The organism is Hoyosella rhizosphaerae (assembly GCF_014643175.1).
In the GTDB taxonomy this organism is placed as follows: domain Bacteria; phylum Actinomycetota; class Actinomycetes; order Mycobacteriales; family Mycobacteriaceae; genus Lolliginicoccus; species Lolliginicoccus rhizosphaerae.
In genome coordinates, this window is sequence record NZ_BMJH01000003.1 from 485,798 (window position 1) to 501,666 (window position 15,869).

The 15,869-nt window shown below is 57.6% G+C and carries 12 protein-coding genes; 3 read left to right on the top strand and 9 right to left on the bottom strand.

From position 1 onward, the window contains the following. Positions 1-13 precede the first annotated feature (13 nt). From IEW73_RS14035 to IEW73_RS14045, 3 genes are all read right to left on the bottom strand, one after another. Entirely contained in the window at positions 14-766 is a 753-nt protein-coding gene (locus IEW73_RS14035; protein ID WP_188676362.1) for an ABC transporter ATP-binding protein, read from the bottom strand. Positions 767-865: 99 nt separating this feature from the next. Continuing rightward, the gene (locus tag IEW73_RS14040; RefSeq protein WP_188676364.1) at positions 866-1,570 is read right to left on the bottom strand and encodes a DUF2334 domain-containing protein; all 705 of its coding nucleotides are present in this window, start codon (positions 1,568-1,570) and stop codon (positions 866-868) included. An 85-nt stretch (positions 1,571-1,655) separates the two neighbouring features. Further along, positions 1,656-2,153, bottom strand: a complete 498-nt coding sequence (locus tag IEW73_RS14045) for a glutathione peroxidase (protein WP_188676367.1) — start codon at positions 2,151-2,153, stop codon at positions 1,656-1,658. Positions 2,154-2,274: 121 nt separating this feature from the next. Here IEW73_RS14045 and modA point away from each other — a divergent pair, with 121 nt between their 5' ends. Continuing rightward, positions 2,275-3,045, top strand: a complete 771-nt coding sequence (gene modA / locus IEW73_RS14050; RefSeq protein ID WP_188676370.1) for a molybdate ABC transporter substrate-binding protein — start codon at positions 2,275-2,277, stop codon at positions 3,043-3,045. A gap of 64 nt (positions 3,046-3,109) precedes the next feature. Here modA and IEW73_RS14055 read toward each other — a convergent pair whose 3' ends face one another. From IEW73_RS14055 to IEW73_RS14075, 5 genes are all read right to left on the bottom strand, one after another. Further along, entirely contained in the window at positions 3,110-5,185 is a 2,076-nt protein-coding gene (locus IEW73_RS14055; RefSeq protein ID WP_188676373.1) for a S9 family peptidase, read from the bottom strand. Continuing rightward, positions 5,182-6,087 (bottom strand): phosphoribosylaminoimidazolesuccinocarboxamide synthase, encoded by a 906-nt coding sequence (locus tag IEW73_RS14060; RefSeq protein ID WP_188676376.1) that lies wholly within the window; start codon positions 6,085-6,087, stop codon positions 5,182-5,184. The genes IEW73_RS14055 and IEW73_RS14060 overlap by 4 nt, the downstream gene beginning before the upstream one ends. A gap of 65 nt (positions 6,088-6,152) precedes the next feature. After that, the gene (locus IEW73_RS14065; RefSeq protein WP_188676379.1) at positions 6,153-6,578 is read right to left on the bottom strand and encodes an HIT family protein; all 426 of its coding nucleotides are present in this window, start codon (positions 6,576-6,578) and stop codon (positions 6,153-6,155) included. Positions 6,579-6,584: 6 nt separating this feature from the next. After that, the gene (gene purB, locus IEW73_RS14070) at positions 6,585-8,024 is read right to left on the bottom strand and encodes an adenylosuccinate lyase (protein WP_372433641.1); all 1,440 of its coding nucleotides are present in this window, start codon (positions 8,022-8,024) and stop codon (positions 6,585-6,587) included. A 75-nt stretch (positions 8,025-8,099) separates the two neighbouring features. Next, entirely contained in the window at positions 8,100-8,711 is a 612-nt protein-coding gene (locus IEW73_RS14075; RefSeq protein WP_188676382.1) for a TetR/AcrR family transcriptional regulator, read from the bottom strand. Positions 8,712-8,903: 192 nt separating this feature from the next. On the opposite strand from IEW73_RS14075, the gene IEW73_RS14080 reads away from it, so the two are divergent. Further along, the gene (locus IEW73_RS14080) at positions 8,904-9,815 is read left to right on the top strand and encodes an alpha/beta hydrolase (RefSeq protein WP_188676385.1); all 912 of its coding nucleotides are present in this window, start codon (positions 8,904-8,906) and stop codon (positions 9,813-9,815) included. On the opposite strand, the gene IEW73_RS14085 is transcribed toward IEW73_RS14080, so the two are convergent. Continuing rightward, a complete protein-coding gene (locus tag IEW73_RS14085) occupies positions 9,812-10,453 on the bottom strand; it encodes a TetR/AcrR family transcriptional regulator (protein ID WP_229676015.1) in 642 nt (213 codons plus the stop codon). The genes IEW73_RS14080 and IEW73_RS14085 overlap by 4 nt on opposite strands. 314 nt (positions 10,454-10,767) lie before the next feature. On the opposite strand from IEW73_RS14085, the gene IEW73_RS14090 reads away from it, so the two are divergent. Continuing rightward, positions 10,768-15,846 (top strand): PDDEXK-like endonuclease domain-containing protein, encoded by a 5,079-nt coding sequence (locus tag IEW73_RS14090; protein ID WP_188676387.1) that lies wholly within the window; start codon positions 10,768-10,770, stop codon positions 15,844-15,846. Positions 15,847-15,869: the final 23 nt, after the last annotated feature.

Genomic DNA, 15,869 nt, shown 5'->3' on the forward strand with positions numbered 1-15,869 from the left:
AGCGTCACAGGCATCAGATATTCTCCAATGCTTTCATCTTGTCAATGATGCTGTCCGCCGTTGGATCGCGGAGTTCATCGACAATGTGGCCGTCAGACAAGAACACCACGCGGTCTGCATACGATGCCGCGCGCGGATCATGCGTCACGATGACAACTGTCTGCCCAAACTCGGTCACAGCAGCGCGAAGAATATCGAGAACCTCACCACCGGAATGCGAGTCGAGGTTACCTGTGGGTTCGTCGCCAAAGATGATCTCTGGGCGACCGACAAGCGCCCGCGCGCACGCAACGCGCTGCTGCTGGCCACCCGACAGTTCGCTGGGGCGATGGTCAAGCCGGTTGGTTAGCCCAAGTCGATCAACAACAGCATTAAGCCACTCTTGATCCGGTGTGCGCCCGGCAATGTCTAGCGGAAGTGTGATGTTCTCCAACGCAGTCAAGGTGGGAACGAGGTTGAAGGCCTGAAAAACGAACCCGATACGATCCCGTCGCAACTGGGTCATTTGCTTGTCGCTCAAGCTGGTCAGTTCAGTGCCACCGATGTCCACCGAACCTGAGGTCGCGGAATCTAGACCGGCCAGGCAGTGCATCAAGGTGGATTTTCCGGAACCCGAAGGCCCCATAATTGCCGTGAACTCGGCTTTCTTAAATTCCACGTCCACACCAGCGAGCGCGTGAACCTGTGTATCCCCGCTGCCGTAGATTTTCTTAACATTGGTGGCGCGGGCTGCTATACCGTCGCTAGCTGGATTCGTCTCGACCATGGCCCCCATCATTCCAACGACTGCCCCGGTGCGCCATCGGAACGAACCCTGAATTCAATTGTTTCCCACCTCAGGTGAAACCCCGATGACGAAGATCACTTAGGCTGCGTCTGCCACGTCGTGGTGGTACGGCCACCGGTACGTAGCTGAACGCGCGCCGTGATACAAACACACATCAATAGCGTCAAGGAATGCTTGACGTGGTCCACTGCGCTCGAGGTGTTTCGCCTTGATCGCCAATCGAACAACACCGCCACGTCTAGCAATTCGTTCCGCACTCATGATCAACGACTTGCACCACCACGGCTCGGAAAGAAACCCCTCCCCGACACCTAGCACTCGAGTTCGCGTAGCCACGTTCCGATCGAGGTCCCGAATCGATGTGAGATCAGCACACACCCGGAACCCCACTCGCGGCAGAGCCATCAACGCCCCTTCGGACAACGTCCATTGAGGAGGAGCGAACAATCGGGTGCGTAGCCCGGATTCCTCCATGACACGATCAGCTGCAACCAGACGCAGCATTGCTTCATGCGCACGCAGGGTCGCAAACTCAGCGCGACGCTTCTTCGTGGCCGCCTGGTCATACCCGTGCATCACGATGGCCGCGCCACCCGATTGCTTATCCCGAAACCACTCCTGTGTGTGCGGGTCTTGAAGAAGCCGGTACTTCCCCTTCATGCGTGGCGCCACCAGGAGCGAAACCGGTACGTCGCGTTCAGCGAGTTCACCCAGGAAGCTATCGGCAAGATCCACTGTGGTGTCACGAATGCCTGACACAGAAACCAACAGTTCAGAGCTCATGCTCTCACCGTCACATCAGCACATGTACACACGCTGTCTTGGAGGTGACAGGCACTGAAATGTTTGCGGCCAGAGCACCAACAATTCACCCCTGCGGCAAGACCTCTTCAATCGCCTTGATGACCTCGGGTGCGTCAGGTGTTGTTCGTGGCCGGAACCGGCGGACTACCGAACCATTAGGTGCGACAAGGAACTTCTCAAAATTCCACTGGATGTCTCCGGCCTCGCCAGCATCGTCTTTCGTTTCGGTGAGCACCTCATACAGTGGATGCCTGTCCGCGCCGTTGACGTCGCATTTCGCCAGCATGGGAAAAGTCACACCAAACGTGGTTGAACAAAATGTGGCGATCTCTTCGGCTGTACCTGGCTCTTGGCCACCGAATTGGTTACACGGAACACCAATCACGGTCAGCCCTTGCTCCCCGTACTTGGTGGCGAGCTCTTCAAGTTGACGGTACTGCGGCGTCAACCCACATTTGGAAGCCACGTTGACGATCAGTAGGGCGTTTCCGTCAAACTTCGCAAGGCTTGTGGATACGCCGGACAGAGTGGTGAGCGGGATGGTCTGCACAGATTGTGACATGCCACCACCGTACCGGTACCAATTAAACGCAAGTAACAGGATGGTCCACGGGAAGCGTACTTTCGGTGTCACCCAACACCAACTTTGATTTCTGTTTACTTTCTCGTGTGACACTGGAGCCATGGCCCAACCCCGTCGACGTGGTGCACTTCGTGTTGTGTGCATTGGTGCCGTGGCAGCAGCGATTGCTACTGGCTGCGCCCCAGCCGACCAACAAGATCAGCTCACCGTTTTTGCGGCATCGTCGTTGCGCACCGCATTCGATGACATTGCTAAAGACTTTGAGTCCGCATACCCGCAGACCGCGGTAAATCTCAACTTCACAGGGTCTTCGGATTTGCTCGATCGCATCAAGGACGGCGCACCCGCGGATGTTTTCGCAACCGAAACCGAAGAAGTGATGTGGCTGGCGCTCGACGCTGAACTGATAGATGATCCTCAGGCTTTTGCTCGCAACGAGCTTGTGATTATCGTACCCAACGTCGACGACGTTGACGTTTCTGACATCGACGACGTCATCGACAGCGGCACCCCCGTCGCCTCGTGCGCGAGTGAAACATCCTGCGGAACTATCGCGCAGAGGCTGGCTCGGCGCGCAGGATTTGCCATTGACCAAGACGTTCAAGAGCGATCCGCAACCGAAGTGCTCAACCGTGTTCTTGACGGGTCTGCCGTCGCCGGCCTCGTGTACCGCACAGACGCGCTATCCGCGGGAGAGCAAGTACGCATCATCGAACTCCCCTTCTCTGCGACGACCGTCAACATGATTGGGATTGTTGAGTCGTCGCAAAGCCAGCCGCTGGCGCGCGCCTTCACTGATTTCGTCACGTCACCGCAGGGGCAACGCGCACTTGAACGCGCAGGTTTTTCCACTGCAACGCAAGACAGCTAGGCCCTGAACCACACGCTCTGATTCAGGGCCTCTCGCCTACTCAAAACTGGCTAACTCAGGGCTGCTAGCTCAGGCCGACTCGGTCAAGAACCCAGGCGAACTCGAACGCAACTTCTTTCCACTTCTCGTACCGACCACTCACGCCGCCGTGGCCCGCGCTCATTTCCGTCTTGAGCAGCACCGACTCGGCCCCCACTTCGCGTAGTTTCGCGACCCATTTTGCGGGTTCCACATACAGCACACGGGTGTCGTTGATGCTCGTCACCGCGAGGATCGGCGGGTACTTCTGGTCGGTGACATTTTCATACGGCGAATATGACTTCATGTAGGCATACACATCCGCATCGGCCAGCGGGTTACCCCATTCATCCCATTCGATCACTGTCAGTGGCAGCGAAGGATCAAGGATGGAGGTAAGCGGGTCAACGAACGGCACATTCGCCAAAATCCCATCGAACAATTCAGGAGCGAGGTTGGCGACAGCGCCCATCAACAACCCACCCGCACTACCCCCGTCTGCGACGACGGCGGAGGCCTGGCCTGAGTCACGAATGTGCCGCGCGCACGCAACGAAGTCGGTGAAGGTGTTCTTCTTCGTCAGAGTCTTGCCGTTGTCGTACCAGCGTCGTCCCATTTCGCCACCGCCGCGAACATGCGCGACCATGAACACCATTCCGCGGTCCAACAGCGACAGCCGGGCGACGGAAAACGATGGATCGATGCTGGACTCGTAGGAGCCATACCCATACAGCAGTGTGGGCGCAGGCTCGTTCGTGTCTTTGCGCTTGACCACAGAAATCGGGATGCGCGTGCCGTCCTCGGCTACCGCCCAATCACGCTTCTGCTCATACATTGCGTGGTCGTATCCGCCCAGGACAGGCTGCTCCTTGCGGAGGTGCATCTCCCCTGTGCTGAGCTCGAAGTCAAACACCCGACCCGGGGTGATAAATGAGGTGAAACCAAGCCGAAGGTAGGGCGACGACCACTCAGGGTTGGCGCCAGGGGCAGCGGTGTACAGCTCCTCGCCGAAGTCGATTTCGGTGAGTTCGCCGTAACCATCAGCGTTGATCGGCCACAGTGCGATGCGAGAAATGGCATCACGTCGGTACCCCACCACGAGGTGGTCTTGGAACGCCTCGACGTCTTCGAGCCGCACAGTGTCGCGATGCGCGATGAGCACCCGCTGGTCCGTGGGGTCGCTGACAGGCGCGTCCGCGAGCTCAAAGTTCTCGGCACCATCGTTGTGCATGATGAGGAACCGGTCCTCACCGGCGACCACGACGTGATCAATGCCGTATTCGACACCCTCACGGCGAGGCAGGACAACCTTGAATTCGCCCGTGGGGTCATCGGCATCGACGACGCGGGACTCGCTGGTGATTTTCGACCCGACCTCGATGACGAGGAATTTGCGGCTGCGGGTCGTGCCCATCCCCACCCAATAGCGTTCATCAGATTCGTGGAACACCGACACGTCGTCACTCGCTGGCGTGCCCAGTTCGTGCCGCCATACAGTGTCCGGCCGCCACGCGTCATCAACCGTGAGGTAGAACAGGAATGTTCCGCTGTTGTCCCACAGTGCGCCGGGGAACGTGTTCTCGATTTCGTCGCCGAGCATTTCGCCCGTGCGCAGGTCTTTAACGCGCAGCGTGTACCGCTCGTCGCCGGTGGTATCCACTGCGTACGCAAGCAAGGTGCCGTCTTCAGTCACGGTGAAACTGCCGAGACTGAAAAAATCGTGGCCTTCCGCTTCCGCGTTGGCGTCGAGAAGGACAACCTCCCCCGGCACGTCCGCGTCGAGTTGCGGTGGCTCCCAATCATCGTCCGACTCGATTGGGCACCGGCAGCTCACACCATATTGCTTGCCCTCGATCGTCCGGCTGTAGTACCACCATTCGCCGCGGCGAACGGGAACCGACATGTCAGTTTCCTGCGTGCGGTTTTTGATCTCGCCGAAGATTTTTTCCCGCAAAGCACCGAGATGCACAGTCTGCGCGTCGGTGAATGCATTTTCCGCTTCGAGGTAAGCGACGACCTCGGGGTTTTCTTTGTCGCGCAACCACTCGTAGTTGTCGACAAAGGCGTCACCGTGGTGTTCACGTTGAAGCGGAACCTTTTTTGCTTCCGGAGCGGTTGTCATGCTTTGGCCCACGAAGTTTCCCCCAACCAGTCGTCAAACGACAATCCCGAGATGCGCTCATACGCTTCGATGTAACGCTTCCGCGTCGCGTCAACAATGTCGTCAGGCAACGGCGGCGGTGGGCTGTCGGAGTCCTTGTCCCAACCGGACTCACTGCTCGTGAGCCAGTCACGCACAAACTGCTTATCAAAGCTCGGCTGTGATTTGCCCGGTGCGTAATCTTCGACGGTCCAGAAACGCGAGGAGTCTGGCGTCAAAACCTCATCCGCCAGCACCAAGTTATTGGCATTGTCCACACCGAACTCAAACTTTGTGTCGGCGAGGATGATGCCGCGCGCTTCCGTCAAAGTTGAGGCACGCAGATAAATATCAAGTGTTTCCTGCCGTATGCGGTGCGCCAGTTCTGTACCCAGCTTGCTCAGAACGGCATCAAACGTCACATTTTCGTCGTGGTCGCCGACGTCAGCTTTGGTCGCGGGCGTGAAGATCGCTTCCTCAAGGCGGCTTGCTTCGCCGAGCCCCTCAGGCAGCTTCACTCCGCACACAGCACCGGTGGCGGCGTAATCCTTCAGACCCGAACCTGTTAGGTAGCCGCGAGCGACACATTCGAACGGAACCATTTCTAGCTTCTTCACGATCAGTGCCCGTCCGAGCACTTCCTCAGGGATGCGTTCATCATCCGCGGAGGCCGCAAGATGGTTAGGCACCCCAAGTTCGCTGAAGAAAAACACGCTCATAGCGGTGAGGACGCGCCCCTTGTCTGGGATCGGCGTTTCCAGCACATGGTCGTATGCCGAAATACGATCCGACGCCACCATCAGTAGGCATTCGTCGTCAATGTTGTACAAGTCGCGGACTTTGCCGGACTGGATGTGGGTGTAATCAGCCAAAGTAGGACGCACGGCGTTCACCCTAGTTGCTCACACCGTCAAACAGGCAAATGAAAGCACCATCTGGGACAGATTGGTCACAGAAATTCACACGCTGACCGTATTTGGGCGGCATGAGCATCGAGGGACATGCGATGTGGCCAACTGAAACTGCCCCGCAGCCCAAAGCCGTCACCGGTGTTGCGGGGAAGAACATGAAGGTGCACGTGAAAAACTTCCTGGCCCGCAGCAACACCGTCAGCAAGAAACAGGTTGATTCCCGCAGGCTTCAATGCTGACTTCCGCAGCGCGGCGGCCATCTTCTGGGCAGTGCCGAACAGAGGGCCGGCGAGTTCGGGAGGAAGTTCGCTGAGATCGGTGGCGTGCTGGCGCGGAATGACAAGGAGATGCCCCGGTGTCATGGGTCGAATATCCATGAACGCCATCACATGCTCGTCCTCGAACACGGGGCTAGCCTCAGCCTTACCCGCGACGATGTCACAAAAAATGCACGCCACCGACATCACCACCTACAAAATTGGGGCTGGCTTATACGTCGCTGCGGTTGGGTACCGCTCCGCCAGCGCGCCCACGGCCGACACAACATCTGCAACCTGCTTCTCCGCCGCACCGACAAAAGCCGTCCGATCAGCGAGCGCCGCATCGAGCTGTTCGCGGTCCAACGGAATACGAGAATCGCCAGCCAACCGGTCCAAAAGGTCCGGCTCCTTGCCCTCTTCACGCATAGCCAGTGCCACAGCAACCGCGTGTTCCTTAATAGCTTCGTGGGCAGTTTCCCTACCCACACCGGCACGAACCGCAGCCATCAACACCTTCGTCGTCGCCAGGAACGGCAAGTACCGCTCAAGTTCGCGATCCACCACAGCCGGGTAAGCGCCAAACTCGTCCAACACCGTAAGGAAAGTTTCGAACATGCCATCAATAGCGAAGAAAGCATCCGGCAACGCAACGCGGCGCACCACAGAACAGAACACATCGCCCTCGTTCCACTGGGCACCCGCAAGTTCCGCCGCCATCGACGCGTACCCGCGCAGTACCACCTGCAGGCCATTGACCCGCTCACACGAACGTGTGTTCATCTTGTGCGGCATCGCCGACGAACCAACCTGACCCGGCTGGAACCCTTCAGTGACCAGCTCATGGCCCGCCATCAACCGCACCGTGTGCGCAAACGACGAAGGACCAGCAGCAAGCTGAACCAGCGCCGACAGCACATCATGATCCAACGACCGCGGGTACACCTGCCCCACACTGGTAAGTACGTTCGTGAAGCCGAGGTGGTCCGCGACCGCGTTCTCTAACTCCGTCAACTTCGACGAATCGCCGCCCAAAAGATCCAGCATGTCCTGCGACGTACCCATCGGGCCCTTCACACCACGCAACGGGTAACGGTCAATCAAATCCCGTACACGCGACAGCGCCACGAGGACTTCCTCAGCAGCAGAAGCGAACCGCTTCCCCAGAGTTGTGGCCTGCGCCGCAACATTGTGGCTACGCCCAGCCATCACCAAATCCGAATACTGCGCCGCATGCTTAGCCAAGTTCACCGCCACCGCAACACCACGCGCATGCACCAACTCCAGTGCGCGCCTGATCTGCAACTGCTCAACATTCTCAGTCAAGTCACGGCTCGTCATGCCCTTATGAATGTGCTCAAACCCCGCAAGGGCACTGAACTCCTCAATACGGGCCTTCACATCGTGGCGCGTCACCCGCTCCCGCTCAGCAATCGACGCCAAATCAACCTGATCAAGAACACCCTCATACGCCTCAATCACGGCGTCAGCGACGTCAATTCCCAAACTCTTCTGCGCGCGCAACACCGCCACCCACAGCTCACGCTCCAACACAATCTTGCTCTCCGGGGACCACAACTGGGTCATCTCCGGGCTCGCATAGCGGGTAGCAAGAACATTAGGAACAGGCTTTTTGCCAATATCTGCGGTCACAGCACGAAAGTCTAGTAGCACCCACCGACAGCGCCCAATGCGTCACACCGGCGCCACCCCAAAGCGGATGACCCACTACCCCTTCGTCGGAGCCAAAACATCCACCACCGGGAACAACGCATCACGCACCGCCGCAAACGGATCACGTTCCTCAGCAAGCAAACTCGACAACAACGTGCCATCAACAATCGCCACCAACGTCTTCAACGACGACGCCGACACCTCACGCCCACAACGATCAATCAACTCCACAACTAACGCATTACGCTCCGCCCGCAACCTACCCGTCACACGCCGAATCTCGGGCCGCCGCACCGACGCCACAAACCGCTCATACCGAGCAACCAACTCCGCACGCTGCGCACTCGGCTCGGCATCCGAACCCTGCGCAAGCCACTCCACAAGCAACGACGAAAAAGTATCCGCATTGCGCCTACGCCTCGACACCACCTCAAGCTGCCGCTTCAACAAATCAATCTCCGCACGCCCACCAAACTCAACAGCGAGCACCAACACCTCATCAAGCGACGAAAAATAATACGTAGTCGACGCCAACGGAAGACCCGCACGCTGAGCCACCGCCCTATGCGTCACCGCCTCCACCCCACCCGCAGAGAAAAGCTCCGACGCTGCACGAATCAAGGCCGCCCTACGGCGCTCACCTTTAGGAGTCGAAGCAGTCGTCACCGCGCAATGCTCTCAGAGACCACCCCACACGTCCGCGCTTTATGTCTCAAACAGCTAAAGAGACGATACCGATCAGCGAAGTACGCGGACGAAGGTGCGGTTGCGGAGGTGAGGGAGTCGTGACGTAGATAGCACCAACTCTAGTCTTAGAACCTATTCCATTACTGGAGTTACTTCCATACAATCTCTGATATGACACGTACTGACACCACCTTCACGGTGGACGGCGACACCTGCGCAGCCTGGTTGTACACCCCCGACCACGCACCATCCAGCTCCGGCAGACCGATCATCGTGATGGCACACGGACTAGGCGCAGTGAAAGAGATGAGACTCGACGCTTTCGCTGAGCGGTTCACCGCTGCCGGGTACGCGTGCCTCGTCTTTGACTATCGACACTTTGGCGCCAGCACCGGTGAGCCGCGCCAGTTGCTCGACATTAAACACCAGCTCCAAGATTGGAAAGCCGCAGTCGCCTACGCACGCACCCTCGATGGCGTTGATCCAGACAAGGTCATCGCGTGGGGCACCTCCTTCGGAGGAGGGCACGCAATAATCACCGCCGCACAAGACAAGCGGATCGCCGCCGCGATCGCGCAATGCCCCTTCACCAACGGGATCTCCTCGACAGCCGCCATACCTGTCGCCACCTCCACGAAGCTCACCGCGCTCGCCATCGCCGACGCCGCGGGGGCATTGCTCGGACGAGATCCCGTAATGGTGGCTGTCTACGGCCCACCTGGATCAACCGCGCTGATGACGGCCGAAGACAGCGTGGCAGGCATTGAACGCATGATCCCGGATGGCTTCGACGCACCCAGAGAAGTGGCATCACGGTTCGCGTTGCAGATCGTCAAACACTTCCCCGGCCGATACGCCCGCAACGTCGAATGCCCCATCCTGTTCGCGATCTGCGAGCCTGACACCGTCGCACCCGCTGGGCCAACCAAAAAGTACGCAGCGCAGGCCCCACGTGGCGAGGTCAAGCTTTATGACTACGGGCATTTCGACATCTACGTCGGAGAAGCGTTCGAGGTCAACGTCGCTGACCAACTCGAGTTCCTCAACACCCACGTTCCAGCGAACTCAGCGGCGCGCGGTTAAATGTGCGAACTACTCCCGAAACGGGGCGCATGACCTGAAACCGAAGACAGCCCGAACATTACTGAAATGAGTTGTGCGACCTCGTCCTCATCCGCACGTAAACGGTCAGATCGCCAACTCAAACTAATGATGCCATTGGTGGCTGCCCACAACGCCTTGGCCGCCAATGCCGGGTCAACCGTTGGGTTCGTAAGCCCAGCAGCAGCCGCATCGCGAAGGGCCGCTTCGAGTTTGCCGTTCTGCTCATCAGTGAGATCCGCGATGCGTTCAAGGGCCTCAGGTTCGTTCGGAGGATCAGCAAGGATGCGGAACTGGTTTGGACGCTCCCTCGCAAAGTTCAAATACGCTTGAGCTGCCTTCATGATGCGTTCAACCGGCGTGCCGGGGGCCGAATAGGCGGCATCCATGTACTGCCTATTCTCCTCAAGGGCACGCTCAGCGACCGCGACAAGAACAGCCGACCGGTTCCCCACACGGTTATAAATTGTCTGCAATGCGACATCGGCGCGTTCAGACACATCCTCGAGCGTCCAAGCATTCGGCCCAAGTTCGACAATTGCCGACTCCGCCGCATCAACTATCGCTTTCCTAGTTGCGGCTTTTCGACGCTCTGTACGTGTTGCCGGTGGGATACTCACCCGCCGATTGTATAGCCCTCCATAGATAGACGACTATCCAATGTTGGAACGGCAGGCGGCTACCGCAGCAGTCCGGACTGCGCCCCGGGACTACGAGCAACCATCACGTACTTATCCACCCCAATGCGCATAGGATCCACTCCCGGTTTAATTAGCAGTCACAGACTGAGGTTAAGGGGCGGTACCATCACAACAGCCATCCCCGCCGCGAGGTTGCCGGAATAGAGCCTCCTCCAATTTCAGAGTGTTTCAGAAAAACCTATTTAGGCAACGGTGAGACTTTCGTACGGCTGGTGTCACAGTAAGGAGTGGGATTGAGCAGCGATCTTGTTGAACGTGGAGCGAATCTTTTTGAGTTTCTTGCCCGCGTTCAGCAGCTGAAGTCACGCACTGTAACGTCGCTTGATTCATACGAACGTGATGGTGCGGTTTTTTGGTTTGCGAGTCTTCCTTCTCATCCCGCTGTCCGAGTCGCTCATGAGACTTCAGGTGGGGAACCGTTTCTAGTCGTCAACAAAGTTCCCGCACACCCAGTTCCTGAGGTTCCCAAGAACCTTTCCTGCTGGGTGGGCAGCAGTGACACTAGGGACCCGAAAAAGTCGCCTCAGGTTCTGCCCTGGATTACAGAAATTGACGAGTCTGGGAATGCGATTGAACTTAAGTTAGGCGATTTCCCTGAAACCGCGGAGGCCTTGGGAAGTTGGCTGGAGGAATGGAAGCAATGGGCTGCGCGCGAATTAGCTGACAGACCTGTCCGCGAGCTGTATTCGCGGTTGTTTGATGCCTACGCTCAGGTCACCGGAAGCCCTGAGGCGGTTGAGGCTGTACTGGCAGTGGGGTGTTTGGCGTGGAATCCCCCAGCGTTCGATGCTGTCGTTCGACACGTCCTCACCACCCCGGTGACCCTTCATTTCGATGCCGATACCGGACGCCTATTGCTCGTGCGTGACTCGGCTGCGCCGTTGAACTGCGAGTACGACATGCTGTCCCCCAAATTGATTGCAGCGCCCGACGAAGTCAATCACGTGGAGAGCGAAGCGCGCGCAGGTGCTGTCGATCCTCTCGTTGAAGAGTCCGCAGGCAGTCTGATCCGTCGCCTTGTGAACTCAATTGACCCAGCCGGTTCGTACCGTTCTGACCTCACGCGCCCACCGATGACAGCGCATGCCCAAGCTTCCTACGCCCCTGCCATTATTGTTCGCAAGCGTTCGCAACGTGGCTTGATTACCACCTTCCGCAAAATCTCGGATTACATCCGGGACACAGGTGAGGTGCCGTCAGGCATTAAGAACTTGCTGGATCCCGACCATGTTCCTTCCGTGGCGCCCGATACCACGCCAGGTGCACTCGTCAGGCGAGGGTCAGAACAGTTCCTGCCCCTACAACTCAATGACGTTCAGCTTCGCATTGTGCACAGCGTGAATGAATCTGCGCATACCGTTGTTCAAGGTCCGCCCGGAACTGGGAAGACGCATACCGCGGCGGCACTTCTTACTCATCTGCTCGCCCAGGGCAAACGGGTATTGGTGACCGCAAAAACTGATCAGGCTCTACGTGAAGTGCGCGGGAAACTACCCGAGCAGATCAAGCCGCTCAGCGTTGCGGTAGTGGGTAGCTCTCGCGACGATATGAGTGATCTGCGAACTGCTGTTGAGTTTCTTTCGGAGCGCAGTGACACCCACGATTCTGCGAAGACGCGGAGTCAAGAACATGTGCTGCTCCAGCGTCTTAACGACCAGCTTGATGAACGAGAACGGTTACTGCAGCTGGTGCGCGAAATTCGCGCTGAGGAGGTCCGGCTTCACTCATTTGGGGAATACGAAGGCACCCGCGCAGCACTCGCCCAAACTTACGAAGCGGAACGGCCCGCTCATGAATGGCTCCTATCCTTCGTACACCCCGATCCTGCTGATCAAGCGCCGCTGTCAAACAACCAAATTGCGCTGTGGGTGTCGTTGTTTTCGGATGATTCAATCGATGCAGATGCAGTGGAAGCGCAGACGTGTCGCATCACTGAAGATGACATCCCCGCGCCCGAGGAATTCACGCGGTTATGTCTCGACGAGAGAGTCGCAGCCGAGGCAAAGAAGATTCACCATTCACTGACCGAGCACGCAGCCTTTGAGGCGATTTCACAGCTCCCTCCCAGCCAGCGGCTTGATTTGCAGCACCGAATGAAGCGGATTGCACGCGCTGCAGCAGAGTTTGAGGCTCGGCAAGAACAATGGATGAATGACGCGTTACGTGATGTGCGAGCGGGCCGAGCACGACAATGGCAATCTCGCGCAAATGTGATCTCTGAGCTCACGGAATTGACAGCGCCACAGGTTCAGCAATTGCAGAACATCAAGGTGGTGATAAGCAGTGGTGAACGTGCGATTCTGTCTCGACTCGCGCAGAACTTACTTCAACACATTGCGGCAAAAGGCGGAATCAAGGTTCACACTGATGGGTCCCCGAAGATTGGCGCCTTTTCACCAAAGGCGGTGAAAGAATCTCGGGCTCTCTTTGATGGTGTGCGTGTTGACGGTCTACCGCCTACCACTGAGCAACAACTCACTGCGGTCTGCACTGCAGCGAGGGTCTATGACAACTTTGATCGCCTTGATGCTGCGTGGCCAACGAATGTGAGCGCCCCACACGAGGACACGTTGTTTGAACTGCTTGATTGGCATCTCACCGAACTCGATCAGCTCCACAAGGTTCTCGCATTTGGTGACGAACTTAATGATGAGGCTCAGCAGCTGTCTGACTTGGGGTTGCCTCGCCCCAACTGGAACGACTTAGCGTCGGTGCAGCAATACGCCAGCTTGGTAGATGCCGCAACTGCTCATGACGCCTGGCTTGAATCTCACACGCCGCTGAGTGAACTTCACAGGAAGGTCACCAGAGAGGCGCAACAGCCACGGCCTGCGAAAGTCATGCAGGACCTTGAAACCGCGATCGCGCGACGAGATCCCGAACGGTACGTCGACCTAGTGTCGCGCCTCCGCCGCCTCACCAAGGTTAAGCACGCAATTGAAGTTCGCGTCGACCTCGACGACGCATTAACTGCCGTTGCCCCCGCATTGGTCTCAGCGTTTCATAAAGGGTCGGCAAGCGACCTACTCCCGCAGCTCGAACAGTTCGAACAAGCCTGGCAATGGGCACAACTCGGTACGTGGCTCGCATCGTTTGAGCAAACAGAAATAAACGAAATCCAGCACCACATCAGCAGCTCAGAAGATCGTGTCCGGTCGCTCGCAGAAAAACTTGCTGCCACGCGGGCCTGGGATCATGCAGTGTCCCCGCAGCGAATGACCAGAAAAACTAAAGCGGATCTGGCCAATTATGTTCAGCGCGTGCATCGCTACGGCAAGGGAACGGGAAAGCTTGCTGCAACGAGGCTCGCCGAGGTGCGCGAAGCGATGGATCGGTGTCGGCATGCCGTTCCCGTGTGGATTATGCCGATCTACCGCATAGCTGAACAACTCGAAGTCACACAGAACATGTTCGACGTTGTGATCGTCGACGAAGCGTCACAAGCCGGGGTCGAAGGAACATTCCTGCAGTACCTCGCTCCTAAAATCGTCGTGATCGGTGACGACAAGCAAGTCTCCCCCGCTGCGGTCGGCGTCGAAGAACAACCACTACGTGACCTCGCACTTCAGTTGCTGCCAAACGATCGGTACCGTGCCGCTTGGCAGGATCCCAAACACAGCTTCTTCGACGCCGCCGTGATGCGGTTCGGCGGGCGCATCACACTGACCGAACACCGCAGGTGTGTCCCAGAGATTATCGGCTTCTCCAACCGGATTGCCTACGAACCCTCCAATATCCGGCTTGTTCCTGTACGCCAATATGGCGCCGACCGTCTCGACCCCATCAAGGTTGTCTACGCCAGTGATGGCTTCACCGAGGGTACGACGAACAAAACAAATCCAGTCGAAGCACAACTTATTGTGGATCAGGTGGTGTCTTGCCTTGAGGATCCGGCCTACGACGGCAAAACGATTGGAATAGTCTCACTACAGGGCGAGCACCAGGCGAAACTGATCGAAAAGCTGCTACTCGACCGGATCGAGTCCAACCAATGGGCGGACCGAGAGTTGCGTTGCGGGGACGCTGAAGCATTTCAGGGATCTGAGCGAGACGTCATCTTCCTGTCGATGGTGGCAGCACCGGGTGCCAGGATTCAGTCCCTGACCGCCACAATGTATGTACAGCGGTACAACGTCGCTGTGTCGCGCGCGAAAGACCAACTGTGGCTTTACCACTCAGTACCGTTGAGCAGCTTGCCGAACAAAGAAGACATGCGTTTTCAGCTACTTAGCTACTGCTACGCAATCGCTGAAAATCAGGGTACTGATTTTGAGTTCGAAGCAATCGACGTCACAGAAGACTCAGTCGTCGAACCCTTCGATAATTTGCTTGAGCAAAACGTGTACTGGCACCTCACCGCTCAGGGCTATCGGGTGGATCCGAAACGAAATGTCAACGGTTACCCCATCGACCTTGTCGTTGTCGGCGGACGCGCACGATTGGCAATCGAATGCCAGAACGATACGTGGTCAGGTCCTGAACACTATGAAAGTCAACTGAAGCTGCAGCGAGATTTGGAACGCTCGGGGTGGCACTTCTTTCGCATACGCGCATCCTCCTACTGGCGAAACCGCAGCAGTGTCCTTGACCGGCTGTACTCGGCGCTTGACGAGCTGGGCATTGCCGCCAACCCTGTTGATGCGGTGGTGGCTCAGGTCGAGACTCCACCTGAAATCAAGTCCGAACCGGAAACGGAAACCAAACTACCGCCGGAATCTGACTCGGAGAACGCCGCTGCTGTTGACACAGAACCTCAGCCCTCGCTACTGGTCGATGAATACCGTGAGTTCACAGGCAGCGTGCCGCACGTGTTGGAGCTAAACAATGCTCAGTCCCGTGCCGCCTTTGTCGAGATCATTCGCGCAGAAGGGCCCGTCACTGGTGCGCGGTTGCGCGAGCTCTGTTTGCAGGCAGTTCCTGAACCCGACCGAGTTGTCGCTGCGGCGACACTAAACGTGACCTTGGCGTCGGCAAGTAGCTTGCCAGAACTTGTTGTGGAGGATGAGCTTGGCCTCGCCGATCCTTTACGCCTGACGTTCCGCATGCCGGATCAGCCCGAAGCGTATCCGCGGCGCCTCGGAAGCCGGTCAATCAGTGACGTGCCGCCAAGGGAGATTGCGCAGGTAATGGCATTTCATGCCGCAACTATTGGCACCACTGATCGCGAAGCGCTCATGCGTGCAACCTTGGAATCTTTCGGTGCGACTGAGTTGACTCCGGAAGCCATCACGTCGATGGCGCTCGCCCTGCCACTTGTTCCTCGTTTTCAGGTCGATCATCACAGCACTACTGCGCCTGCTGTTTCGAATTAACGTCGCAGCGGTTTGGCTACCGG